Annotated in this window: 18 protein-coding genes and 1 pseudogene; 13 read left to right on the forward strand and 6 right to left on the reverse strand. The window is 71.7% G+C overall.

Going from position 1 to position 23,227, the window contains the following annotated elements:
• Window positions 1-175 precede the first annotated feature (175 nt).
• Window positions 176-2,089: an AMP-dependent synthetase/ligase gene (locus IG84_RS0126680; RefSeq protein ID WP_382467334.1), complete on the forward strand. Its 1,914-nt coding sequence runs from the start codon at window positions 176-178 to the stop codon at window positions 2,087-2,089.
• A 52-nt stretch (window positions 2,090-2,141) separates the two neighbouring features.
• Here IG84_RS0126680 and IG84_RS0126685 read toward each other — a convergent pair whose 3' ends face one another.
• Window positions 2,142-2,729 (reverse strand): response regulator, encoded by a 588-nt coding sequence (locus tag IG84_RS0126685; RefSeq protein WP_031062314.1) that lies wholly within the window; start codon window positions 2,727-2,729, stop codon window positions 2,142-2,144.
• A 25-nt stretch (window positions 2,730-2,754) separates the two neighbouring features.
• Window positions 2,755-6,864 carry a HAMP domain-containing protein gene (locus IG84_RS0126690; RefSeq protein WP_051862460.1) on the reverse strand — a complete coding sequence of 1,370 codons (4,110 nt, stop codon included), beginning with the start codon at window positions 6,862-6,864 and terminating at the stop codon, window positions 2,755-2,757.
• A 130-nt stretch (window positions 6,865-6,994) separates the two neighbouring features.
• Here IG84_RS0126690 and IG84_RS0126695 point away from each other — a divergent pair.
• Both IG84_RS0126695 and hemW read left to right on the forward strand, forming a co-directional pair.
• Window positions 6,995-8,989 (forward strand): annotated as a pseudogene (locus IG84_RS0126695) (SpoIIE family protein phosphatase); the annotation flags it as partial.
• A 134-nt stretch (window positions 8,990-9,123) separates the two neighbouring features.
• On the forward strand, window positions 9,124-10,356 hold the full coding sequence (hemW, locus tag IG84_RS0126700; RefSeq protein ID WP_031062319.1) for a radical SAM family heme chaperone HemW: 1,233 nt from the start codon (window positions 9,124-9,126) through the stop codon (window positions 10,354-10,356).
• A gap of 161 nt (window positions 10,357-10,517) precedes the next feature.
• On the opposite strand, the gene IG84_RS0126705 is transcribed toward hemW, so the two are convergent.
• Together IG84_RS0126705 and IG84_RS0126710 are read right to left on the reverse strand one after the other, a co-directional pair.
• Window positions 10,518-11,351, reverse strand: coding sequence for a DUF3097 domain-containing protein (locus tag IG84_RS0126705; RefSeq protein WP_031062322.1), 834 nt, complete (start codon window positions 11,349-11,351; stop codon window positions 10,518-10,520).
• Between the two features lie 39 nt (window positions 11,352-11,390).
• Window positions 11,391-12,125: an MBL fold metallo-hydrolase gene (locus tag IG84_RS0126710; protein WP_031062324.1), complete on the reverse strand. Its 735-nt coding sequence runs from the start codon at window positions 12,123-12,125 to the stop codon at window positions 11,391-11,393.
• Between the two features lie 274 nt (window positions 12,126-12,399).
• On the opposite strand from IG84_RS0126710, the gene hrcA reads away from it, so the two are divergent.
• From hrcA to IG84_RS0126730, 4 genes are all read left to right on the forward strand, one after another.
• On the forward strand, window positions 12,400-13,416 hold the full coding sequence (hrcA, locus tag IG84_RS0126715) for a heat-inducible transcriptional repressor HrcA (RefSeq protein ID WP_031062326.1): 1,017 nt from the start codon (window positions 12,400-12,402) through the stop codon (window positions 13,414-13,416).
• Window positions 13,417-14,550 carry a molecular chaperone DnaJ gene (dnaJ, locus tag IG84_RS0126720; protein ID WP_031062328.1) on the forward strand — a complete coding sequence of 378 codons (1,134 nt, stop codon included), beginning with the start codon at window positions 13,417-13,419 and terminating at the stop codon, window positions 14,548-14,550. It abuts the gene before it with no gap.
• A 110-nt stretch (window positions 14,551-14,660) separates the two neighbouring features.
• A complete protein-coding gene (locus tag IG84_RS0126725; protein WP_031062330.1) occupies window positions 14,661-15,767 on the forward strand; it encodes a nitronate monooxygenase in 1,107 nt (368 codons plus the stop codon).
• Window positions 15,764-16,507: a 16S rRNA (uracil(1498)-N(3))-methyltransferase gene (locus IG84_RS0126730; protein ID WP_031062332.1), complete on the forward strand. Its 744-nt coding sequence runs from the start codon at window positions 15,764-15,766 to the stop codon at window positions 16,505-16,507. The genes IG84_RS0126725 and IG84_RS0126730 overlap by 4 nt, the downstream gene beginning before the upstream one ends.
• 59 nt (window positions 16,508-16,566) lie before the next feature.
• Here the strand turns inward: IG84_RS0126730 and IG84_RS0126735 are convergent, their stop codons facing one another.
• Window positions 16,567-16,995: an OsmC family protein gene (locus IG84_RS0126735; protein ID WP_031062334.1), complete on the reverse strand. Its 429-nt coding sequence runs from the start codon at window positions 16,993-16,995 to the stop codon at window positions 16,567-16,569.
• Window positions 16,996-17,135: 140 nt separating this feature from the next.
• Between IG84_RS0126735 and IG84_RS41880 the strand changes: the two genes are divergently transcribed.
• From IG84_RS41880 to IG84_RS0126750, 3 genes are all read left to right on the forward strand, one after another.
• Complete coding sequence (locus IG84_RS41880; protein WP_211266527.1) at window positions 17,136-18,071, forward strand: hypothetical protein; 936 nt, start codon at window positions 17,136-17,138, stop codon at window positions 18,069-18,071.
• A 67-nt stretch (window positions 18,072-18,138) separates the two neighbouring features.
• A complete protein-coding gene (locus IG84_RS0126745) occupies window positions 18,139-18,498 on the forward strand; it encodes a histidine triad nucleotide-binding protein (RefSeq protein ID WP_031062338.1) in 360 nt (119 codons plus the stop codon).
• Between the two features lie 33 nt (window positions 18,499-18,531).
• Window positions 18,532-19,455, forward strand: coding sequence for a ribonuclease Z (locus IG84_RS0126750; RefSeq protein WP_031062340.1), 924 nt, complete (start codon window positions 18,532-18,534; stop codon window positions 19,453-19,455).
• Window positions 19,456-19,490: 35 nt separating this feature from the next.
• Here IG84_RS0126750 and IG84_RS0126755 read toward each other — a convergent pair whose 3' ends face one another.
• Window positions 19,491-20,267 carry an HAD family acid phosphatase gene (locus tag IG84_RS0126755; protein WP_031062341.1) on the reverse strand — a complete coding sequence of 259 codons (777 nt, stop codon included), beginning with the start codon at window positions 20,265-20,267 and terminating at the stop codon, window positions 19,491-19,493.
• A gap of 283 nt (window positions 20,268-20,550) precedes the next feature.
• Here IG84_RS0126755 and IG84_RS0126760 point away from each other — a divergent pair, with 283 nt between their 5' ends.
• The 3 genes from IG84_RS0126760 to IG84_RS0126770 form a co-directional block, all read left to right on the forward strand.
• The gene (locus IG84_RS0126760) at window positions 20,551-21,477 is read left to right on the forward strand and encodes a 5-dehydro-4-deoxyglucarate dehydratase (protein WP_031062343.1); all 927 of its coding nucleotides are present in this window, start codon (window positions 20,551-20,553) and stop codon (window positions 21,475-21,477) included.
• Complete coding sequence (locus IG84_RS0126765) at window positions 21,474-22,775, forward strand: glucarate dehydratase family protein (RefSeq protein ID WP_031062345.1); 1,302 nt, start codon at window positions 21,474-21,476, stop codon at window positions 22,773-22,775. The genes IG84_RS0126760 and IG84_RS0126765 overlap by 4 nt, the downstream gene beginning before the upstream one ends.
• A gap of 114 nt (window positions 22,776-22,889) precedes the next feature.
• Window positions 22,890-23,227, forward strand: a 338-nt coding sequence (locus tag IG84_RS0126770) for an alcohol dehydrogenase catalytic domain-containing protein (protein ID WP_157848947.1), incomplete at its 3' end; no start/stop codon positions are given.

Consider the following 23,227-nt stretch of genomic DNA (forward strand, 5'->3'; position numbering starts at 1 on the left):
TCGGGCGCCCCGCGCAGGGGAAGACGGGGTTCTGAGGACCACGCGCGGACACGCGGCGGAGTCCCGCGCACACCGATCGGTCACAAGGTGAACGAGTGTGTTGTAGGCCCTTACGTGGAAGCGCGGCGCGTTCTAGTGTGATCCCTGCTCGAAGGTTACTCGCGAGTCACCAGCAATGAAGCGGGCCCCGGAGGAAGACGTGACGGACAGCCAGTCGTTGATCGAGAACCGGCCACCTTCCGTGGCGACGCTCTTCCTGGAGCGGGTTGCCGCAACCCCTGAGGGCGAGGCGTACCGGTATCCCGTACCGCCTGCCTCGGGCCGGGGTCCGGACGACTGGAAGTCGCTGACCTGGGCAGAGGCCGCCCAGCGGGTATACGCGACCGCCGCAGGCCTGATCGAGCTGGGCGTGGCCCCCGAGGAGCGGGTGGCGCTGGCCTCCAGTACGCGGGTGGAGTGGATCCTCGCCGACCTCGGCGTGCTGTGCTCGGGCGCGGCGACCACGACCGTGTACCCCAGCACGAACGCGGACGAGACGGCGTACATCCTCGCCGACTCCGGCAGCCGCATCATGATCGCCGAGGACGCGGCGCAGCTCGCCAAGGCCCGCGAGTGCCGCGCCGACCTGCCGGACCTCGCGCACGTCATCGTCATCGACGAGGCCGCCGCCGTGTCCGCCGAGGGCGACCCGGAGGGCTGGGTGCTCTCCCTCGCCGAGCTGGAGAAGCGCGGCGCCGCGTATCTGGAGAAGAACCCGAGCTGCGTGAAGGAGCGGGTCGCGGCCCTCCGCGCCGACCAGCTCGCCACGCTGATCTACACCTCCGGCACGACGGGCCGGCCCAAGGGCGTGCGGCTGCCGCACGACTGCTGGGCGTACATGGCCCGCGCGATCCAGGCCACCGGGCTGGTGAACGAGGAGGACGTGCAGTACCTCTGGCTGCCGCTGGCGCATGTCTTCGGCAAGGTGCTCACCGCCGGCCAGATCGCCCAGGGCCACGTCATCGCCGTGGACGGCCGGGTCGACAAGATCATCGAGAATCTGCCGGTCGTGCGGCCGACGTACATGGCCGCCGTGCCGCGGATCTTCGAGAAGGTCTACAACGGCGTCGCCGCCAAGGCCCGCGAGGGCGGCGCGGCGAAGTACAAGATCTTCCAGTGGGCGGCCGGGGTGGCGCGGGAGTACGCCAAGGTCTCCCAGGACAACTTCCGACGGACCGGGACGGCCTCGGTGCCGTTCGGGCTGGCCGCCAAGCACAAGGTCGCCGACGCGCTCGTCTACGCCAAGCTGCGCGAGGCGTTCGGCGGGCGGCTGCGCGCCGCGGTCTCCGGCTCGGCGGCGCTCGCACCCGACATCGGGTACTTCTTCGCCGGCGCCGGCATCCACATCCTGGAGGGCTACGGCCTGACGGAGTCCAGCGCGGCCAGCTTCGTGAACCCCGGCGAGGCATACCGCACCGGCACGGTCGGCAAGCCGCTGCCCGGCACGGAGGTCCGGATCGCCGAGGACGGCGAGATCCTGCTGCGCGGCCCCGGCATCATGCAGGGCTACCACGGGCTGCCGGAGAAGACGGCCGAGGTGCTGGAGTCCGACGGCTGGTTCCACACCGGCGACATCGGCGAGCTGTCCGCGGACGGCTATCTGCGGATCACCGACCGCAAGAAGGACTTGATCAAGACCTCGGGCGGCAAGTACATCGCGCCCGCCGAGGTCGAGGGCCAGTTCAAGGCGGTCTGCCCGTTCGTCTCCAACGTCCTCGTGCACGGCGCCAACCGGAACTTCTGCACGGCGCTGATCGCGCTGGACGAGCCGACCATCCTGACCTGGGCCAAGGAGCACGGCCTCGCGGGCAAGGACTATGCCGCCGTGGTCGCCACCGAGCAGGTCCGCGCGCTGATCGACGGATACGTCGAGCGGGTCAACGAGGGCCTGCAGCGCTGGCAGCAGATCCGCAAGTTCCGCATCCTGCCCCGTGACCTGGACATCGAGCACGGCGAGGTCACGCCCAGCCTGAAGGTCAAGCGCCCGGTCGTCGAGCGCACCTTCAAGGACCTGCTGGACGACATGTACGCGGGGACCCGCGAGTCCTGACGCCGGCCGCCGGGTCCGTACGGAGCACGTACGGACCCGGCCACGGCGGGCGTCAGGCCCGGCCGTGGCGCAGCGCCCGTACCGTCTCCTCCAGCGCGGCCATTCTGGCGCGCAGTTCGCCTGCCTCGACGTGGTCGCCGGTGGCCAGGGCCTGCTCCATGAGGGCGATGCGGTCCGCCAGCTCGTCGAGGCGGTTCCGGTCCTGCTGCCGCAGCCGGCGCAACTGCCGGTTCTTCTGGTGCAGTTCCAGGAAGACCTTGACCTTGGCGCGCAGCACCCAGGGGTCGAAGGGTTTGGTGAGATAGTCCGCGGCGCCCGTGGAGTAGCCGCGGAAGGCGTAGCCGGAGTCGGCGTCCGTGCCGGTCAGGAAGATGATCGGGATGTGTTTCGCCTGGTCGAGCCGCTTGATGTTGCTCGCGGTCTCGAAGCCGTCCATGCCGGGCATCAAGATGTCCAGCAGGACCACCGCGAAATCCTGGCGGAGCAGCGCCTTCATCGCTTCCTCACCCGACCGCGCGCGGACGAGCGGTTCACCGAGTGAGCGCAGGACGGCTTCCAGCGCGGCGAGATTTTCCTCCATGTCGTCGACGAGGAGGATTCCTGCCCGGTCGTCGCGGTCGGTGCTGGTGACGTGGGTCATGAGTGGCCTCTGAACTCGTGTGCCCCTACGAATTGCCGGCCCGGCCGGTCTCGTCGTGCTCTGCTTCGTCTGCGTGTCCATGGCTGGTCGGGGCGCCGCCGTCAGGGGCGGAGGCGGGGGCGCGGTACTTGGAGAGCAGATCGACGGCGACGTTCAGCAGCCGGTCCACGTCCAGTGGTTTGGGAAGATAGTCGTTGGCACCGGTCTCCAGGGATTTCTCACGGTCGCCCGGCATGGCCTTGGCCGTCAGGACGACGACCGGCAGATCGGCGTACCGGGGGGTACGGCGGATCGTGCGGATCGTTTCGTACCCGTCCATCTCCGGCATCATGATGTCCATCAGGACGAAGTCGATGCCGGGATTCTTGCCGAGCATCTCGATGGCCTCCCGGCCGTGCTCGGCATAGATCACCCGCATGCCGACCCGGCTGAGGACGTTCGTCAGTGCGAAGGCGTTGCGGATGTCGTCGTCGACGACCAGGGCCTGGGCGCCCGAGAGCAGCTCGCCGGTGGCGCCCTTGGCCCACTGCTCCACATTGGACACGGCGGGCCAGGCGGTCTCCTCCGGGGAGGCGGGCGCGGGGACATTCGGCCGGGTGAGCTCCGGAGCGGTGGCGGCCTCGTCCTCGTCGGTGTCCGCGCCGTCGTCGTCGGGTGCCTGCTCGGCGGGCTCCGTCGTGCCGTGGCACTTGACGGGGATACGGAAGGCGAAGGTGGAGCCGGCGCCGGGCTCGCTCTGTGCCGTGAGCTCGCCGCCGAGCAGGCCCGCGATCTCCCGGCTGATGGACAGGCCGAGGCCCGTACCGCCGTACTTCCGGTTGGTCGTGCCGTCCGCCTGCTGGAACGCCTCGAAGATGACCGGCAGTTTCTCGGCCGCGATGCCGATGCCGGTGTCGGTGACGGTGAAGGTGACGGTCTCCTCGTCCCCCCGGTCCACCCGCAGGTCGATCTTGCCCTTGGAGGTGAACTTCAGGGCGTTGGAGAGCAGATTCCGCAGCACCTGCTTGATCCGCTTCTCGTCGCTGTACAGCTCCCTGGGCACCGCGTCGGTCACCGAGACCTCGAAGGCCAGGCCGCGGTCCAGGGTCAGCGGGCGGAAGGTGTCGTGGACGTAGTTGAGCAGCTTGATCAGCGGTAGCCGGGCCGGAAAGACGTCCATCCGGCCGGCCTCGATCTTGGAGAGGTCGAGGATGTCGTTGATGAGCTGGAGCAGTTCGGAGCCGGAGCGGTGGATCATCGCCGCGCTCTCCACCTCGTGCCGGCTGAGGTGGCCGTGCTCGTTGTCGATGAGCATCTGGGCGAGGATCAGCAGGGAGTTCAGCGGATTGCGCAGCTCGTGCGACATGTTCGCCAGGAACTCCGTCTTGTACCGCGAGGAGCTGGCCAGCAGCGCGGCCTTCTCCTCGAGCGCGGCGTTGGAGCGCTGCAGCTCGGCCTGGCGGCGCTGCAGCTCGCCCGTGCGCTCCTGGAGCTGGCCGGCCAGCCGCTGGGACTCGCTCAGCAGCGATTCCGTGCGGGAGTTGGCGACGATGGTGTTGATGGCGACGCCGATGGTGTTCACGAACTGGTCGAAGAAGGCGAGGTGGACATCGGAGAAGCGGGAGAAGGACGCCAGCTCGATCACGCCGAGGATCCGGTCCTCGAAGAGCACGGGGATGATCACGACGGTGTTCGGGGCCGCCTCGCCGAGCCCGGAGTCGACCTTGATGTAGTCGGGCGGCACCTCCTCCACGAGGATGCGCTTCTTCTCGATGGCCGACTGGCGGACCAGGCCGTGGCCGTGCGAGCCGGGGGTGGCGATGCTGGCGTCGTGCGCGGAGCCGTACCCCGCGATGAAGTCCAGGCGCAGCTCGTCGGTCTCGGCGCTGGCCAGGAAGAACGCGCCGTACTGCGCGTTCACCAGCGGCGTCAGCTCGCGCAGGATCAGGTCGGCGACCTCGACCAGATCGCGGTGGCCCTGCATCAGGCCCGCCAGCCGGGCGAGGTTGGCGTCCAGCCAGTCCTTGGCGCGGGTGGTCTCGCGGAGGTTGGAGACCATCATGTTGATGTTGTTCTTCAGCTCGTCGACCTCGCCGCGGGCCTCGACCGTGACGTTGCGCGTCATGTCGCCGGAGGCCACCGCGCTGGTCACCTCGGCGATCGCCCGGACCTGCGTGGTGAGGTTCGACGCGAGCTCGTTCACGCTGGTCGTCAGGGACTTCCAGGTGCCGTAGACGCCCTCGACGCGGGCCTGGCCGCCGAGCTGGCCCTCGCTGCCGACCTCGCGGGCCACCCGGGTCACCTCGGAGGCGAACGAGGACAGCGTGTCCACCATGGTGTTGAGGGTGGTCTTCAGCTCCAGGATCTCGCCGCGCGCGTCCACGTCGATCTTCTTCGACAGGTCGCCCTGGGCGACGGCGGTCGCGACGAGGGCGATGTTGCGCACCTGCGTCGTGAGGTTCGACGCCATGAAGTTGACGTTGTCGGTGAGGTCCTTCCAGACGCCCGACGCGCCGCGCACCTGCGCCCGGCCGCCGAGGTCGCCCTCCGTACCGACCTCACGGGCGACCCGGGTCACCTCGTCGGCGAACGCCCGCAACTGGTCGACCATGCCGTTGACGGTCTCCTTGACCTCCAGGATCTCGCCCTGCGCGTTCACCGAGATCTTCTTCGACAGGTCGCCGTCGGCGACCGCGGTGGTGACCTGGGCGATGTTGCGTACCTGTGAGGTGAGATTGGAGGCCATGAAGTTGACGTTGTCGGTGAGGTCCTTCCAAACCCCGGAGACGCCGCGGACCTGGGCCTGGCCGCCGAGGTTGCCCTCCGTACCGACCTCGCGGGCGACCCGGGTGACCTCGTCGGCGAACGCGGAGAGCTGATCGACCATCGTGTTGATCGTCGTCTTCAGCTCCAGGACCTCGCCCTTGGCCTCGACCGTGATCTTCCTGCCGAGGTCGCCCTCCTTCACCGCGGTCGCCACGAGGGCGATGTTGCGCACCTGCGTGGTGAGGTTGTCCGCCATGAAGTTGACGCTGTCGGTGAGGTCCTTCCACATCCCCGACACGCCGCGCACCTGCGCCCGGCCGCCCAGCCGCCCGTCCGTACCGACCTCGCGGGCGACCCGGGTCACCTCGTCGGCGAACGCGGAGAGCTGATCGACCATCGTGTTCACGGTCTCCTTCAGCTCCAGGATCTCGCCGCGCGCGTCGACCGTGATCTTCTGGCTGAGGTCGCCGTTGGCCACCGCGGTGGTGACCTGGGCGATGTTGCGTACCTGTGAGGTGAGGTTGGAGGCCATGAAGTTGACGTTGTCGGTGAGGTCCTTCCACACCCCCGAGACGCCCGGCACCTGCGCCCGGCCGCCGAGCCGCCCCTCCGTACCGACCTCGCGGGCGACCCGGGTCACCTCGTCGGCGAACGCCGAGAGCTGGTCGACCATCGTGTTGACCGTCAGCTTCAGCTCCAGCAGCTCGCCGGTGGCCTCGACCGTCACCTGACGCGTCAGGTCGCCGCGCGCCACCGCCGTCGTCACCGCCGCGATGTCCCGCACCTGCGCGGTCAGCCGGGCGGCCATCGTATTGACCGCCTCCGTCACATCCCGCCAACTCCCGGACAGCCCCGCCACCTTGGCCCGGCCGCCCAGCCGTCCCTCATTGCCCGACTCGCGGGCCACCCGGGTGACCTCACCGGTGAACAGCGAGAGCTGGTCGACCATGGAGTTCACCGCGCGGCCCAGCCCGCAGCGGTCGCCGCGCAGCCTGCGGTGCCCGTCGTGCAGCTCCACGCGCTGGGTCAGATCGCCGCCCGCCACCGCGTTCAGCACCTGCGTCGCCTGGGCCGCCGGGACCACCAGCGCCTCGATGATGTCGTTGGCCGCGAGCACCGAGGAGGCCCAGGTCCCCTGACCGGGGCTGGCCGTCATCCGCTCGTCCAGCCGGCCCTGCCGGATCAGCTCGGAGCGCAGCCGCACCAGCTCGTCGGAGTGGTGTCGCGTGCGCACGACGATGTCGTTGAAGGCCCGGTGCAGATCGGCGAGGACGCCGTCGTACGCCACGGGGAGCCGTGTGCGGAAGTCGCCGGAGGACATCGACGCGAGTGCGGTGAGCAGCGGCTTGAGATCAGCCGCCCGCACCCAGTCGGTCCCCGTCTCCCGCATATCACGGGGCACTGCGGAATCCACCGACATAGTGACCCACTTCAGTAACTCGGCGCGAATGGGTGGGCTCAGTCTGTCACTCTGGCGATGGCGCATTCGGCGCGATGGCAGAACTGCTCGGGAGTGCTCAATGAGGACGACAACTCCGTCGGAAACCGACGTGGTGCGCAGGCCGACCACGGCCCGGCCCGACGCCGTCCCCGCACAGGACAGCGGTCCGCCCGCCGACGGCCGCCCGGCCGAGGGAGCACAACCCGCCGACGGTGCATACGGAACCGAAGGTTTCCGCGCCGTCGGACTGCCCGGCTCGCCCATCGCCGCCACCGCCGCCCGGCAGTTCGTCCGCACGACGCTCGCCGACTGGGTCACCCGCGGGCTGCCCGGCGCCGAGTACCTCACCGCGCGCCTCACCGACGAGGCCGAACTGCTCGTCAGCGAGCTGGTCACCAACGCCGTCGTGCACGCCGGCACCGCCGTCGAGCTGCTGTGCCGGCTGGACGAGGACGGCCCGCACACCGCCGTGACCGTGGAGGTCTCCGACCACCACCCCGCCCGCCCGGTGCGCGGCCGCCACGACGCCGTGACGGCCGAGGGCGCGGGCCGCGGCCTGCAGCTCGTCGGCGCGATCGCCGACGCCTGGGGCATCACCTACCGGCGCACCCTGAAGACCGTGTGGTTCCGGGTGACGGCGGACGCGCCGGAGGCGGTGTACGGCCCGCCGATGGAGATCTTCCACGCGGACCGCAGGGCGCCGGGCGGGCCGCCGGCCACCGAGCTGATGCCGCCCGGGCCGCAGCGGGCAGCGCTGCGCCGCTGCGAGGTCGAGCGGCTCCACCACGGCGCGCTGTCGTTCCTCGCCGAGGCGTCCGACCTGCTCAGCGGGCAGCTCGACGCGGATCAGGTGGCCGCGCTGGTCGCGCAGCTCATCGTGCCGCGGATGGCGGACTGGTGCGCGGTGTGGCTGGAGAACGGCGGGGAATCCGGCGCGCCCCGGCTGGCCCGCGTCTGGCACGCCACGGAGAGCCGCATCGACGGGCTGCGCGAGCTGCTGGAGAAGGACCCGCCGGTACTGACCGGGCGCGGCGACGGCCACCCCGCCGGCGCGGGCCCCTGGCCGTGGCCCGGCGAGCCCAGCGGGTTCGGGCCCGGCGGCGCGGCCCTGGCCTGCCCGCTGATCTCCGGCGTGCGCCGGCACGGCACGCTGCTGATAGGCCGGGCGGGACTGCTCCGCTTCCCCGACGAGGTCGTCTCGCTCATCGAGGACCTGGCGGGGCGGGTGGCCCGGGCCATCGCCTCCGCGGACGCCTACAGCCGCCAGGAGCGCATCAGCCGGGTACTGCAGCGCCGGCTGCTGCCCGGCCGCCGCCCGGACGTGCCGGGCGTGGCCTCGGCCGTGGTGTACGAGCCGCGCGAGGGCGCCTGGGCGGGCGGCGACTTCTGGGACCTCTTCCAGGCGGGCGAGGGCCGCTGGTGCTTCATGCTCGGCGACGTCTGCGGCAGCGGCCCGGAGGCGGCGGCCGTCACGGGGCTGGCCCGCCCGGTACTGCGGCTGCTGGCCCGCGAGGGGTACGGCGTCGGTGACGTACTGGACCGGCTGAACCGTACGGTCGCGCGGGAGGCGGCCGACTCCGTCGCCGCGGTGGCCGCCGCGGTGGTGGCGGCCGGCTCCGAGGCGGAGCTCCAGCCCGGCTACCGCGAGGAGAGCGAGCAGGCCCGGTTCCTCTCCCTCCTGTACGGCGAGATCGTCCCGCACGCGGACGGCACCGGCGGCGCCCGCTGCACGCTGGCCAGCGCCGGGCACCCGCTGCCGCTGGTGCTCGGCACGGACGGCACGGTGCGGGCGGTCGCCGCGCCCCAGATGCTGCTCGGCGTCATGGAGGAGACCGAGTACGAGAGCGAGTCCTTCGACCTCGCGCCCGGGGAGACGCTGCTGTGCGTGACCGACGGCGTGACCGAGCGCCGCTCGGGCTCCCGGCTCTTCGACGACGAGGACGGCCTCGCGCAGGCCCTCGCCGAGTGCGCGGGGCTGGGCGCCGACGGCGTCGCCGAGCACCTCCGGAGCCGCGTGCACGCCTTCGCCGCGACCCCGCCGGACGACGACCTGGCGCTGCTGGTGCTGCAGGCGGTACCGGGACCGTGGCCGGGCGGCGGGCCCGTGGCCGGGCGGGGCGGCGGTTACGGGCACGGTCCCGTGGCCGGACGCGGCCACGTCGACGGCCGGCGGAGGGGATCACTCCCCGCGTGCCGGACAATGGGGGCATGCCTTCTGCACTCCCCGACGGTGAGCCCATGCCCGAGGACGGGGCGCTGCCCGCCCCTGCCCTGGAGGGGGCGGGCGAGCGGCCGCTCGGGTTCTATCTGCACGTGCCGTACTGCGCGACCCGCTGCGGATACTGCGACTTCAACACCTACACCGCGAGCGAGCTGCGCGGCTCCGGCGGTGCGCTCGCCTCCCGCGAGAACTACGCCGACACCCTCATCGAGGAGATCCGGCTCGCCCGCAAGGTCATGGGCGACGACCCGCGCCGCGTCGAGACGGTCTTCGTGGGCGGCGGCACGCCGACGCTGCTCCCCGCCGCCGACCTGAGCCGCATGCTCGCCGCCATCCGCGACGAATTCGGCTTCACATCGGACGCGGAGATCACCACGGAGGCGAACCCGGAGTCCGTCGACCCGCGCTACCTCTCCGAGCTGCGCTCCGGCGGCTTCAACCGCGTCTCCTTCGGCATGCAGAGCGCCCGGCAGCACGTCCTGAAGATCCTGGACCGTACGCACACCCCCGGCCGCCCCGAAGCCTGCGTCGCCGAGGCACGCGCCGCCGGCTTCGACCACGTCAACCTCGACCTGATCTACGGCACGCCCGGCGAGACCGACGACGACTGGCGCGCCTCCCTGGACGCGGCCATCGGCGCGGGCCCCGACCACGTCTCCGCGTACGCGCTGATCGTCGAGGAGGGCACCCAGCTCGCCCGCCGCATCCGCCGCGGCGAGGTCCCGATGACCGACGACGACGAGCACGCCGACCGCTACCTCATCGCCGAGGAAGCGCTCACCGCCGCGGGCTTCACCTGGTACGAGGTCTCCAACTGGGCCACCACGGAAGCGGCCCGCTGCCGCCACAACGAGCTGTACTGGACCGGCGCCGACTGGTGGGGCGCGGGCCCCGGCGCGCACAGCCACGTGGGCGGCGTCCGCTGGTGGAACGCGAAGCACCCCGGCGCCTACGCCCAGGCCCTGAACGACGGCCGCTCCCCGGGTGCGGGCCGCGAGGTCCTGACGGCCGAGGACCGCCGCGTGGAGCGGATCCTCCTGGAGCTGCGGCTGGCGGCGGGGTGTCCGCTGGACCTGCTGCGGCCGACCGGGCTGGCGGCGGCCGAGAAGGCGCTCGCGGACGGCCTGCTGGACCCCGGCCCGTACGAGGCCGGGCGGGCGGTACTGACGCTGCGCGGCCGCCTGCTGGCGGATGCCGTGGTGCGCGACCTGGTCGACTAGGGCGTGTCTTTTGGATCAGGCCGGATCAGGTCGCGGCGTCTGGTGCGGTGCATCGTAAGGCGGAGCGTTGCCCTCGTACCGGGTTGTACGTGGGTAATGCGACAACGCCGCGAGGTGCCGTGCCAGGCGTCGCGACCCCGGGATGATCCGAAAGACGCGCCCTAGGCGGGCGGCGCCGTCACGAAATCGATCAGCTCCTCCACCCGTCCCAGCAGCGCCGGCTCCAGGTCCTTGTACGAGCGGACCGAGCCGAGGATGCGCTGCCACGCCGCGCCCGTGTTCTCCGGCCAGCGCAGGGCGCGGCAGACGCCCGTCTTCCAGTCCTGGCCGTGGGGGACGGAGGGCCAGGCGGGGATGCCGACCGAGGCGGGCTTCACGGCCTCCCAGACGTCGATGTAGGGGTGGCCGACGATCAGGACGTTCGCGTCCGTGACCGACGCCGCGATGCGGGACTCCTTGGAGCCGGGCACCAGGTGGTCGACGAGGACGCCGAGGCGGGCGTCCGGGCCGGGGGAGAAGGAGCGGACGATGGCCGGGAGGTCGTCGATGCCCTCGAGGTACTCGACGACGACGCCTTCGATGCGCAGGTCGTCGCCCCAGACGCGTTCGACCAGCTCCGCGTCGTGGCGGCCCTCCACGTAGATGCGCCCGGCGCGGGCGACCCGGGCGCGGGCGCCGGGGACGGCGAGCGAGCCGGAGGCGGTACGGCGCGGGCCCTGGGGGCGTGCGGATGTGGCGGAGGGACGCACGAGAGTGACGACCTTGCCCTCGAGAAGGAAGCCGCGGGGCGTCATCGGGAAGACCCGGTGTTTGCCGAAGCGGTCCTCCAGGGTGACGGTCGGCCCCTCGGCGGTCTTCTCGCAGCGGACGACGGCACCGCAGTACCCGGTGGTGATCTCCTCGACGACCAGGTCGGGCTCGGCGGGGACCTCGGGGGCGGGCTTCTGCTTCTTCCAAGGGGGAGTGAGGTCAGGCCCGTACTGTCTGCTGCGCATTCGACAGACGATATGCGGGGAGCGGGGCGCCCGTGGGGGCTATACGGGCGACACGCCGAAGCGGCGGGCCAGCTCTTCGCGCTGGGTGCGGACGAAGCGGGCATCCACGACGGCGCCGTGGCCGGGGACGTAGCGGGCCTCCTCGCCGCCGAGGGAGAGGAGCCGGTCCAGCGCGGCCGGCCAGCAGGCGGGGAGCGCGTCGGGGCCGGCCTGCGGCTCGCCCGACTCCTCGACGAGGTCGCCGCAGAACACCACCTCGGGCCCGCCCGCGCTGCCCTGCACACACACCGCCAGGTCGTGCGCGCTGTGCCCGGGACCGACGTTCGCCAGCAGGACGTGCCGGTCGCCCAGGTCCAGGGTGCGTTCGCCGCAGACCGCGTGCTGCGGGACCACCAGGGTGTCCACCGCCTCGGCCGCGGCCCCCGGGTCGGCCCCGTTCCGTACCGCGTCGGTGAGCAGCGCCTCCGGCTCGCGGCGCAGCAGCTCGCCCATGCCGGTCGCGCCGAAGACCGTCACACCCGCGAACGCCGCCGTGCCCAGTACATGATCGAAGTGCGGGTGGGTGAGGGCGATGTGGGACACCTCACGGCCCAGTACGCCGCGCACCTGGCGGCGCAGCTCGGCGCCCTCCGCCAGTCCGGACCCGGTGTCGACCAGGAGGACGCCGGTGGTACCGGCCACGACGCCGACCGTGGCGTCCCACTGGGGCAGCCGGCGCCGGGCGACCCCGTCGGCGAGCCGCTCCCACCCTGCCTCTTCCCAACTCGTGCGCATACCGCGACGCTAGCCCGTATAGCGCGAAATCGCGCGCGGCCGACCGGCTGACCTGGGCGTATCCCGGGGACACGGAGCCGCCGTGGCGCGATACGGTGGCCCGCCGGGCCGCGCGCCACGGTGCCCGGCCTTGCCCTGGCCGTGCTACCCGGCCGTACACTGGTTCAGGGTTTGGCACTCGGACCGGTCGAGTGCCAGGGACAGCCGGCCGGACCCCGGCCGGACAGGCGGCCGCGGAGGCCCAGGGGAGAGCGCGGGACTGGAGGTGTGCGCGATGCTCAGCGAACGCAGACTCGAAGTGCTGCGTGCCATCGTCCAGGACTACGTGGGCACCGAGGAGCCGGTCGGCTCCAAGGCCCTCACGGAACGCCACCGGCTCGGCGTCTCGCCGGCCACGGTCCGCAACGACATGGCGGTGCTGGAGGAGGAGGGCTTCATCGCCCAGCCTCACACGAGCGCCGGACGCATCCCCACCGACAAGGGCTACCGCCTCTTCGTCGACAAGCTGGCGGCCGTGAAGCCGCTCTCCGGCCCCGAGCGCCGGGCGATCCACAGCTTCCTCGACAGCGCGGTGGACCTCGACGACGTGGTGGCCCGTACGGTACGGCTGCTCGCGCAGCTCACCCGGCAGGTCGCGGTGGTCCAGTACCCCTCGCTGACCCGGTCCACCGTCCGGCACGTGGAGCTGCTGTCGCTGGCCCCGGCCCGGCTGATGCTCGTCCTGATCACGGACACCGGACGGGTCGAGCAGCGCATGATCGACTGCCCGGCGCCGTTCGGCGAAACGTCCCTGGCGGACCTGCGGGCCCGGCTCAACAGCCGGGTGGTGGGGCGCCGGTTCACCGACGTGCCCCAGCTGGTGCAGGACCTCCCCGAGTCCTTCGAGGCGGACGACCGCGGCACGGTCTCGACAGTGCTGTCGGTGTTGCTGGAGACTCTGGTGGAGGAGACCGAAGAGCGGCTGATGATCGGCGGTACCGCCAATCTCACGCGCTTCGGACATGATTTCCCGCTGACGATCCGGCCGGTGCTGGAGGCACTCGAGGAGCAGGTCGTGCTCCTCAAGCTGCTGGGAGAGGCCAAGGATTCGAGCATGACCGTGCGCATCGGGCACGAGAACGCTCACGAGGGCCTCACTTCCACATCGGTCGTCGCCGTCGGCTACGGTTCGGGCGACGAGGCAGTCGCCAAACTCGGCGTGGTCGGACCGACCCGCATGGACTACCCCGGAACGATGGGAGCGGTACGCGCAGTGGCACGTTACGTCGGACAGATCCTGGCGGAGTCGTAAGTGGCCACGGACTATTACGCGGTCCTCGGTGTCAGCCGCGACGCCTCGCAGGACCAGATCAAGAAGGCTTTCCGGCGGCTGGCGCGCGAGCTGCACCCGGACGTGAACCCGGATCCCAAGACCCAGGAGCGGTTCAAGGAGATCAACGCCGCTTACGAGGTGCTGTCGGACCCGCAGAAGAAGCAGGTCTACGACCTCGGCGGCGACCCGATGTCCCAGGGCGGCGGCGCCGGCGGGGCCGGCTTCGGCGCGGGCTTCGGGAACTTCTCCGACATCATGGACGCGTTCTTCGGCACGGCGTCGCAGCGCGGGCCGCGCTCGCGCACCCGCCGCGGCCAGGACGCGATGATCCGGCTGGACGTGGAGCTGAACGAGGCCGCGTTCGGTACGACCAAGGACATCCAGGTCGACACCGCCATCGTGTGCACGACCTGTACGGGTGAGGGCGCCGCGCCCGGCACCTCCGCGCAGACCTGTGACATGTGCCGCGGCCGCGGTGAGGTCTCGCAGGTCACCCGGTCCTTCCTGGGTCAGGTCATGACCTCGCGGCCGTGCCCGCAGTGCCAGGGCTTCGGCACGGTCGTGCCGACCCCGTGCCCCGAGTGCGCGGGCGACGGCCGCATCCGGTCCCGCCGCACGCTCACGGTCAAGATCCCGGCCGGTGTCGACAACGGCACCCGCATCCAGCTCGCGGGCGAGGGCGAGGTCGGTCCCGGCGGCGGCCCCGCCGGTGACCTCTACGTCGAGATCCACGAGGTCGCGCACCCGGTCTTCCAGCGGCGCGGCGACGACCTGCACTGCACGGTCACGATCCCGATGACCGCGGCGGCGCTGGGCACGAAGTGCCCGCTGGAGACGCTGGACGGGGTACGCGACGTCGACATCCGGCCCGGCACCCAGTCCGGCCAGTCCATCCCGCTGCACGGCTGCGGCATCACGCACCTGCGCGGCGGCGGCCGCGGTGACCTGGTCGTCCACGTCGAGGTCCAGACCCCGGGCAAGCTCGACCCGGAGCAGGAGGAGCTGCTGCGCCGGCTCGCCAAGCTCCGCGGCGAGGAGCGCCCGACGGGGCAGTTCCAGCCGGGCCAGCAGGGACTGTTCTCGCGCCTCAAAGATGCCTTCAACGGACGATGAGGCAGGGGAGTGGGGCCGTCCTCGCGGACGGTGAACCGCTCCGGAATATGTGTACGTGGCACGGTCGCCCCGATTCAGGGGGCGGCCGTGACGCGTGACACGATGTGGGCATGCCCACCGCGCTGACCGATCTGTGCCGCCACCCGATCGTGCAGGCCCCCATGGCGGGCGGCGCCTCGAGTCCCGAGCTGGCCGCCGCCGTCAGCACGGCCGGCGGCCTGGGCTTCCTCGCGGCCGGATACAAGACGGCCGACGGCATGTACCAGGAGATCACCCAGGTGCGCGGGCTGACCGACCGCCCCTTCGGCGTGAACCTCTTCATGCCGCAGCCGGAGCTCGCCGACGCCGCCGCCGTCGAGGTCTACCGCGAACAGCTCGCGGGCGAGGCCACCTGGTACGAGACCGAGCTCGGCGACACCGCGGGCTCCGCCGACGACGGGTACGACGCCAAGCTCGCCGTCCTGCGCGAGGACCCCGTGCCGGTGGTCTCCTTCACCTTCGGCTGCCCCGACCGCAAGACCCTGCAGGCCCTCGACAGGGTCGGCACGTACACCGTCGTCACGGTCACCACGGCCGCGGAGGCGCGGGCCGCGCAGGAGGCGGGCGCCGACGCCGTGTGCGTCCAGGGCATAGAGGCGGGCGGTCACCAGGGCACGCACCGCGACGACCCGCACAGCGACGGCACCGGCGCGGGCGTCGGCCTGCTCACGCTGATCGCCGAGGTCCGCGAGGACGTCCGGCTGCCGGTGATCGCCGCGGGCGGGCTGATGCGCGGCGCGCAGATCGCCGCCGTACTGGCCGCGGGCGCGGCCGCCGCCCAGCTCGGCACGGCCTTCCTGGCCTGTCCCGAGTCCGGCGCCCACCCGCTGCACAAGCAGGCGCTGACCGACCCGCTGTTCACCCGTACGGAGCTGACCCGGGCGTTCTCCGGGCGCCCGGCCCGCGGCCTGGTGAACCGTTTCCTGCGCGAGCACGGCCCGTACGCACCGGCCGCCTACCCGGCCGTCCACTACCTCACCTCCCCGGTACGCAAGGCCGCGGCCAAGGCCGGCGACCCGCAGGCCATGAGTCTGTGGGCGGGCCAGGGCCACCGGCTGGCCCGGCAGCTCCCCGCGAGCGGGCTGATGGAGACACTGGTGGCCGAACTGGCCGCCGCACGCGATCAGTTGAACCCCTCCGGCGCCGCCGGAACCGGACCCCTCGGGAGTGCCTCGTGACCGCCCCGGTCTTCCTCGTCGACTCGCTGGCCGGCGCCGCGCCGGGCGCGGCCCTCACCCTGGACGGCCCCGAGGGGCGGCACGCGGTGTCCGTACGACGGTTGCGCGCCGGCGAGGAGATCGTGCTGACGGACGGCGCGGGCACCGGCGCGTACGGGACGGTCGCCGCGGTCGAGGGCAAGGACCGCCTCGACGTCGCGGTGACGGAGGTACGGACCGAGGAGGCGCCGCGGCCGCGCATCACCGTCGTACAGGCGCTGCCCAAGGGCGACCGCGGTGAACTGGCCGTGGAGACCATGACCGAGACCGGCGTGGACGCGATCGTGCCGTGGCAGGCGTCGCGCTGTGTGACGCAGTGGAAGGGCGAGCGGGGCGCCAAGTCGCTGACGAAATGGCGCAATACGGCGCGCGAGGCCGGGAAGCAGGCCCGCCGGCTGACGTTCCCGGAGGTCGCGGATGCGGCCACCACGAAGGACGTGGCCGCGCTGCTGTCCGGCGCCGCCTTCGCCGCCGTGCTGCACGAGGAGGGCAGCGAGCCGCTGGCCCGCGCCGAACTCCCCGCCGACGGCGGCATCGTGCTCGTCGTCGGGCCCGAGGGCGGCGTCTCGCCGGAGGAACTGGAGCTGTTCGCGGCGGCCGGCGCGAAGCCGTACCGGCTGGGGGCGAGCGTGCTGCGCACCTCCACCGCCGGTACGGCCGCGACCGCGCTGCTGCTGGGGCGTACCGGCCGCTGGGACTGAGCGCCCGGCTGGTCCCGGCGCTCGGCCGGTTCCGGCGTCCGGCCGGTTCCGGCGTGGCGTCAGATCAGGGTCGCGTTGAGCGCGATGTTCTTGACGGCCGCCAGGGCCTGGCTGACCGGGCAGTTCTTCTTGGCGTCCTCGGCGGCAGCCTGGAAGTCCGCCTCCGAAAGGCCGGGGACGCGGGCCTTGACGGTCAGCACGATGCCGGTGATGCCCTCGCCCGGCTGGAACGTGACGTCGGCCTGGGTGTCGACCGTCTCCACGGTGTAGCCCTGACCTGCCAGGCCGTGCGAGAACGCCATGGAGTAGCAGGAGGAGTGGGCCGCCGCGATCAGCTCTTCGGGGCTGGTCTTCCCGCCGGGCTCCTCGGTGCGGGCCGGCCAGCTCACGTCGTACGTACCGATCTTGGAGGAGTCCAGGGCCACCTGGCCCTTGCCCTCCATCAGGTTGCCTTCCCAGTGGGTTTTGGCCGTGCGCGTCGTTGCCATGTGGGTCGCTCCCGTATGTGGCGGAACCTGGTTCTTCGGGGCCCAGGCTAGTGACGATCGGGGCGGGCGGGGGAGCGCCGCGCGGAGTTGGCCGGAGCGGGCCTGTCGGGCCGTAGGGCGGCGATGGCACGCTGCGGGGCATGACGGGACGCGTGCGGGGCCGTTGGTTACGGGCGTTGGCAGCGGCGGGTGCCGTGGGTGCGGTGGCCGCCGGAACAGCGGCGTGCGAGCCATCGGGCTACTCCAATACCTCGGCGATAGCGGTGACCACGGATGAGCAGGGGACCCGGGCACTGGAGTGGGAGAAGGTCGACGTGCGGTGGCTGAGCTGCACGGCGACCGCGCCGAACGGCGGCCAGCCGGCGCCGACGGGGGCGGCCGGTGCCACCCCGGTCGCGGCGGGTGACCGCGCCCGGGTCGACTGCCAGGGCCAGACCGCCAGCGGTGAGCGGATTACCATCCGGGGACCGGTGACCCGCGAGGTCCGCGGCCGGTGCGTGGAGGGCAGCGGGCTGACCGCGGTGGTCGGGGAACGGGTGGTCTTCCGTACGAACACCATCGGCAACTGCAACGCCCCGGCGTCTAGCGCCACACCGAACTCCGATAGCCCGGGCAACTCTGATGACCCCGGTAACTCTGAGAATCCCGGTAACTCCGATGATTCTGGTAACCCCGGAAACTCTGACGACTCCGGTAACCCCGATAACGCCGACAACCCTGGAAACTCTGGTAACTCCGATAACCCGGAGTCTGGCCCCGGCCGCGACGACCAGGGCGGGGGCGGGAGCGACGAGGGTGGGAACGACAACGAGAACGGCGGGGGCGACGGCCAGAACGACGACGGGCAGAACGGCGACGGCCAGAACGGCGACGGCAAATGGCAGGACGACGGCAAGTGGCAGGACGACGGGAAACACGACGAGGGGAACCACGACGACTGCCCGGACGGCGACCACAACGGTGACCACGGCGACGACGGTCACGGTGACGACGGCAAGTGGCAGGACGACGGCCAGTGGCACGACGGCAAGGACGCCCACGACGACGCCCACGACGACCGCGCGGCACGCCAGTAACCGCCGCAGCGCCCCGATCGGTACGATCAGGTTCGTACGAGCCGACGACCCGTGAGGAGCGCACCCGGTGGCGGGAGAACCGCAGGCCGACTGCCTGTTCTGCAAGATCGTGGCGGGCGAGGTGCCCGCGACGATCGTCCGAGAGACCGACACGACCGTCGCCTTCCGCGACATCAACCCCCAGGCGCCCACCCACGTCCTGGTGATCCCCAAGGTCCACCACCCGGACGCCGCGTCCCTGGCCACCGCCGAGCCGCAGATCGCCGCCGACGTGCTGTGCGAGGCGCGCAAGGTCGCGGAGGAGGACAAGGTCGACGGCACCGGCTTCCGCATCGTCTTCAACACCGGCACCGGCGCGGGCCAGACCGTCTTCCACGCCCACGCCCACGTACTCGGCGGCCGCGGCCTCAACTGGCCCCCCGGATAAGGCGCCGGAAGGTCACGGGAACGGATCAGCACCTTGTCCGTACGCGAACTGGTCGTCCTCGGTACCGCCAGCCAGGTGCCCACCCGGCACCGCAATCACAACGGTTATCTGCTGCGCTGGGACGGTGAGGGGCTGCTCTTTGATCCCGGTGAGGGGACGCAGCGGCAGATGCTGCGTGCCGGGGTGGCCGCGCATGACATCAACCGGCTGTGCGTCACGCACTTCCACGGCGACCACAGCCTCGGCCTGGCCGGGGTGATCCAGCGGATCAACCTCGACCGGGTGCCGCATGCCGTCACCGCCCACTACCCCGCGAGCGGGGCGCACTTCTTCGAGCGGCTGCGCTATTCGACGGCGTACCGGGAGACCGTGAAGCTGCGGCAGGAGCCGGTGTCCGGCGACGGCGGCACGATCGCCGACACGCCCGGCTGGACGCTCACCGCCCGCCGTCTCTCGCACCCCGTCGAGTCCTACGGCTACCGCCTCCAGGAGCCGGACGGGCGGCGGATGCTGCCCGAGCGGCTGGCCGAACACGGCATTTCCGGCCCCGAGGTGGGCCGGCTGAGCCGGGAGGGCGCCCTCGTCCGCGAGGACGGCCGGACGGTCACCCTGGAGGAGGTCAGCGAGGTACGCCCTGGCCAGTCGTTCGCGTTCGTGATGGACACCCGGCTGTGCGCCGGCGCGCACGAGCTCGCGGCGGGTTGCGACATGCTCGTCATCGAGTCCACGTTCCTGGACGGCGACCGTCAGTTGGCTGCCGAGCACGGCCACCTGACGGCGGGCCAGGCGGCCATGGTCGCGCGCAATGCCGGCGTCCGGCACCTGGTTCTCACGCACTTCTCGCAGCGGTACACCGACCCGTCCGAGTTCGAGCGGGAGGCCCGGGAGACGGGTTACGACGGCGAACTGACGGTGGCCCGGGACCTGTTGCGGGTACCGCTGCCGAAGCGGCGCTGAGCGCTTCCGGGGTGCGCGGAGTGCGGGGGTGCCCGTTACGGCAGGTAGTACATCGGGTTCGGCAGCTTGAAGGTGCGGTCCGCGTAGCCGCCCCGCAGGTCGGAGTGCTGGTCACCGAAGTTGGCGACGATGTCGTACCCCTGGGACTCGATGTGCTTGCGGGTGCCGGACTTGTACTCGATGGTCGAGCAGCCGGTGCCGCAGGACAGGTAGGACGGCGGGTTTTCCTTGTTCTTGAGGTAGACGTGCCCGCGGTCGAGCGGGACGTCGTAGCCGACGTTCTTCAGGTTGCGGACGCTCCAGTCGCGCTGGGCCTCCTTGCGGCCGGTCACGAAGAAGACCTCGTAGCCCTTGGCGCGGGCGTGGTTCACCAGCGCGTCCATGCCGAAGACCGGCTCCATGTCGTGGCTCTTCAGGTACGCGTCCTGGGCCTTGTCGCTGAAGGCGAAGCCCACCTGCAGCTCGAAGTTGTAGGTCAGCAGGGTGGTGTCGTCCATGTCGAGGACGATGGCGGGCTTGCCCGAGCCGTGGTGGTTCCGTGCGGCGCCGTCCAGGTACTGCTGCGCCTTCGCCTCGATGCCGTGGACCTGGCGGGCGTAGTTGCTCTTCGGCGAGGCGTAGTGCTCCCCGTCGGCGGTGACAGTGTCGCCGTAGTACGCCTTGATCTTGTCCTGGACCTGGGTGAGGTTCGGTATCTCCTTGTCCGAGCGCGGGACGGAGTGGTCGGCGGTGGCCTGGCCGACACCGAAGGCGGTGGTGGCGGCGACGGCAGCCGCGGCGGCTACGGCGCCCAGGCGCGCGCGGAAGCGCATGTGGTTCTCCTGTGGAGTTGGGGGCGGAAAAGGGGACTCCGGTAGATCTAGCAGGCGTTGCTTCTGCGTATCTACGCGCGGAGATTAAATCGTTGGCAAAGCATTGCCGGGCGGTCGCGGGGCGTACGGGGCGACTGCGCGCGCCCGTACGGAATGGCTGTGGGTGCCCGTACGGAGTGACTGTCGGTACCCGTACGGGCTGTCTGAGCTCTTGACGGCCGATATGCCTGTCTCTAGCCTCCATTCTCATCCGTGGACGCCATCTACATATGGAGACAGGCCCATGACGGTCATCGAACGGCTGCGCGCGGGCATGGCTCGCGGCGTGCTGTCCTTCCCCCTCACCTCCTTCGGCGGCGACGGCGCGCTGGACCTGCCCGCGTACCGCGACTACCTCGCGAGCCGGATCGCCGCCGGGCCCGGCGCGCTCTTCCCGGCCTGCGGCACGGGCGAGTTCTTCTCGCTGGACGAGGACGAGTACGGCCGGGTGATCCGGGCCGCCGTCGAGGCGGCGGACGGGCGGCTGCCGGTCGTCGCCGGAGTGGGCTACGGCTGGGCGCAGGCCGCGCGGTTCGCCAGGGTCGCCGAGGACGCCGGGGCCGACGCGGCCCTGCTGATGCCGCACTATCTCGTCAGGGCCCCGCAGGACGGCCTGGTCGCCCAGGTGTGCGAGGTCGCGGCCCGCACGAGCCTGCCGCTGATCGCCTACCAGCGCGACCACGTCACCTTCACCGCCGACAGCGTCCGCCGGATCGCGGAGATCCCCGGTGTCATCGGCCTCAAGGACGGCCACAGCGACCTGGACCGGCTGCAGCGCGCCAAACTCGCCGCGCCCGACGGCTTCCTGTTCTTCAACGGCGCCGCCACCGCCGAACTGCAGGCCCGCGCCTACGCGAGCCTGGGCATCACCGCGTACTCCTCCGCCGTGCACGCCTTCGCGCCCGAGATCGCCGGCGCCTTCTTCACGGCGCTCGCCGAACACGACGACACCACCGTCGAAAAGCTGCTGACCGGCTTCTACATCCCCTTCGTCGAGCTGCGCGACCGGGTGCCCGGATACGCGGTGTCGCTGGTCAAGGCGGCGGCCCGGCTGCGCGGGCTGCCCGTCGGCCCCGTACGCGCCCCGCTCACCGACCCGTCCCCCGCCGACCTCACCGACCTCACGGCGCTCCTGGAGCGCGGCCTCGACCTGGTAGGAGCCGCTCGATGACCCGCGCGGAACTGACGATCGCCGAAGTCCGGCTCACCCCGATCCTGGTCGCCGACCCGCCGCTGCTCAACACCCAGGGCGTGCACCAGCCCTACACCCCGCGGCTGATCATCGAGGTGGTGACCGAGGGCGGTGCGACCGGCCTCGGCGAGACCTACGGCGACACCAAGTACCTCGACATCGCCGGGCCACTGGCCGAGATGATGCGCGGTCGCTCGGTCACGGATCTGAACGCGCTCCCCGGACTCGCCGCCGAGGTGTGCGGCGACTCGCCGGCCGCCACCGCGGCGGGCGCGGTCGACGTCGGCGGGCTGCGCGGCGTCCAGACCGCCGACAAGCTGCGCCTCTCCGTCCTCTCCGGCTTCGAGGTCGCCTGCCTGGACGCCTGGGGCCGCGCCACCGGACTCCCCGTGCACGCCCTGCTCGGCGGCAAGGTCCGCGACCGCGTCGACTACAGCGCGTACCTCTTCTACCGCTGGGCCGAGCACCCGGGCGGCCGCGGCGAGCCCGACGACTGGGCGGCGGCCACCGACCCGGCGGGCGTGGTCGCGCAGGCCCGCCGCCTCGCCGACACCTACGGTTTCCGCTCGTTCAAGCTCAAGGGCGGGGTCTATGAGCCGGCCGAGGAGATCGCCGCGGTCCGCGCGCTGGCCGAGGAGTTCCCCGGACAGCCGCTCCGGCTGGACCCCAACGGCGCCTGGTCGGTGGAGACCTCCCTGAAGGTCGCCGACGAGCTCGAGGACGTACTGGAGTACCTCGAGGACCCGGCGAGCGGCACGGACCGGATGGCCCAGGTGGCGGCCCGTACGGAGATTCCGCTCGCCACCAACATGTGCGTGACGACCTTCGACGAGATCGCCGAGGCGTTCACCCGCGGCGCCGTCCAGGTCGTCCTCTCCGACCACCACTACTGGGGCGGCCTGCGCAACACCCGCGAACTGGCCGCGATCTGCCGCACGTTCGGCGTCGGGGTCTCCATGCACTCCAACACCCACCTCGGCATCAGCCTCGCCGCGATGACACACGTCGCGGCCACCGTGCCCAATCTCCACCACGCCTGCGACAGCCACTACCCCTGGCAGACCGAGGACGTCCTCACCGAGCGGCTCGCCTTCGACGGCGGCGCCGTCGCGGTCACCGACACCCCGGGACTGGGCGTCGAGCTGGACCGCGACCGCCTCGCCGCGCTGCACCGGCGCTGGCTGGACGACGACGGCAGCCAGCGCGACCGGGACGACGCGGCGGCGATGCGCGTCGCGCACCCGGAGTGGACGGCGCCGGCCGTGCCGCGCTGGTAACTCCCCGGCCGCTCTCACCGGTCGGCGCCGGGGTGTCGCCCTCTGGGCGGGAATGCGGGGAACGCGTACGGTATGGGTCCGTCCCGTGCGTGATCATCGAGAGGGGCCGCCCCCATGGCACAGCAAGTACGCGGAGTCATCGCACCCGGCAAGGACCAGCCGGTGCGCGTCGAGACGATCGTCGTGCCGGACCCGGGCCCCGGCGAGGCCGTGGTCCAGGTCCAGGCGTGCGGTGTGTGTCATACGGACCTGCACTACAAGCAGGGCGGGATCAACGATGAGTTCCCGTTCCTGCTGGGGCATGAGGCCGCTGGTGTCGTGGAGTCGGTGGGCGAGGGCGTGACGGATGTGGTGCCCGGCGACTTCGTCATTCTGAATTGGCGTGCGGTGTGCGGGCAGTGCCGGGCGTGTCTGCGGGGGCGTCCGCAGTACTGCTTCGATACGCACAACGC

Origin of the sequence: Streptomyces ochraceiscleroticus (assembly GCF_000720485.1) — a bacterium.
Lineage (GTDB): Bacteria > Actinomycetota > Actinomycetes > Streptomycetales > Streptomycetaceae > Streptomyces > Streptomyces ochraceiscleroticus.

What these genes read in the sequence shown, in the direction of transcription:
- hrcA (WP_031062326.1), top strand. Translation starts at nt 12,400, where the DNA reads ATGCTCAGCGAACGCAGACTCGAAGTGCTGCGTGCCATCGTCCAGGAC.
- IG84_RS41880 (WP_211266527.1), top strand. Translation starts at nt 17,136, where the DNA reads ATGACGGGACGCGTGCGGGGCCGTTGGTTACGGGCGTTGGCAGCGGCG.
- IG84_RS0126685 (WP_031062314.1), bottom strand. Translation starts at nt 2,729, where the DNA reads ATGACCCACGTCACCAGCACCGACCGCGACGACCGGGCAGGAATCCTC.
- IG84_RS0126765 (WP_031062345.1), top strand. Translation starts at nt 21,474, where the DNA reads ATGACCCGCGCGGAACTGACGATCGCCGAAGTCCGGCTCACCCCGATC.
- IG84_RS0126690 (WP_051862460.1), bottom strand. Translation starts at nt 6,864, where the DNA reads ATGCGGGAGACGGGGACCGACTGGGTGCGGGCGGCTGATCTCAAGCCG.
- hemW (WP_031062319.1), top strand. Translation starts at nt 9,124, where the DNA reads ATGCCTTCTGCACTCCCCGACGGTGAGCCCATGCCCGAGGACGGGGCG.
- IG84_RS0126755 (WP_031062341.1), bottom strand. Translation starts at nt 20,267, where the DNA reads ATGCGCTTCCGCGCGCGCCTGGGCGCCGTAGCCGCCGCGGCTGCCGTC.
- IG84_RS0126680 (WP_382467334.1), top strand. Translation starts at nt 176, where the DNA reads ATGAAGCGGGCCCCGGAGGAAGACGTGACGGACAGCCAGTCGTTGATC.
- IG84_RS0126735 (WP_031062334.1), bottom strand. Translation starts at nt 16,995, where the DNA reads ATGGCAACGACGCGCACGGCCAAAACCCACTGGGAAGGCAACCTGATG.
- IG84_RS0126725 (WP_031062330.1), top strand. Translation starts at nt 14,661, where the DNA reads ATGCCCACCGCGCTGACCGATCTGTGCCGCCACCCGATCGTGCAGGCC.
- IG84_RS0126710 (WP_031062324.1), bottom strand. Translation starts at nt 12,125, where the DNA reads ATGCGCACGAGTTGGGAAGAGGCAGGGTGGGAGCGGCTCGCCGACGGG.
- IG84_RS0126705 (WP_031062322.1), bottom strand. Translation starts at nt 11,351, where the DNA reads ATGCGCAGCAGACAGTACGGGCCTGACCTCACTCCCCCTTGGAAGAAG.
- IG84_RS0126760 (WP_031062343.1), top strand. Translation starts at nt 20,551, where the DNA reads ATGACGGTCATCGAACGGCTGCGCGCGGGCATGGCTCGCGGCGTGCTG.